General features: G+C 64.5%; 1 pseudogene. It reads right to left on the bottom strand.

The annotated features are described in order from the left end of the window. Window positions 1–377 (bottom strand): annotated as a pseudogene (locus G4L39_RS03795) (hypothetical protein); the annotation flags it as partial. Window positions 378–533 lie beyond the last annotated feature (156 nt).

The raw sequence follows: 533 nt of genomic DNA, 5'->3' as shown, positions 1-533 counted from the left end.
CCGGGCGGAATCAGCGCCCGCATCTGGGGCGCAAGTTCGGCCTTCCTCTTCTCCCACGCTTCCTGGGCCAGACGCGCCCGTTCCTCTGCCGCCCGTTGCGCCGCCGCGGCACGGGCAGGATCGGCAGCAATGGCCTTGGCCAGCGCAATGGCCTGTTGCCAACGCTTGCGGGCCTCGGCCTGTTCCGGCGTGTCGGGCAGGCCGGTGTCATCCACCAGGAACATGCCGGGCGCAATCTCGACCACTGGCAATTCGGGATACGGGTTAAACGGCAGCGGCGGCATCCACTCAAAATCCTTTGCCAGGTAGTAGCTGCCGGGGGGCGACGGCGCTTGGACCTGGGCCAAGCTCGCGCAGGCAAGGACCAGCGTGGTCAACGCGGTTCCGATTCTGACTGCGGTTCTGATTCTGTTTGTCGTTGTGAGCCCCTTCGAAGGTTCTTGGTGTCCGAATGGACTTGTGACCTTGGCCCGGTCATGCAGGCAATGCTGGGTCAAAGCGGGATGGCCAAAGCCAGAGATTTGGCGTCCGCG

Source organism: Limisphaera ngatamarikiensis (assembly GCF_011044775.1).
Lineage (GTDB): Bacteria > Verrucomicrobiota > Verrucomicrobiia > Limisphaerales > Limisphaeraceae > Limisphaera > Limisphaera ngatamarikiensis.
The sequence above is the reverse complement of the archived record's forward strand: the minus strand, read 5'-3'. Positions and strand labels throughout refer to the sequence as shown.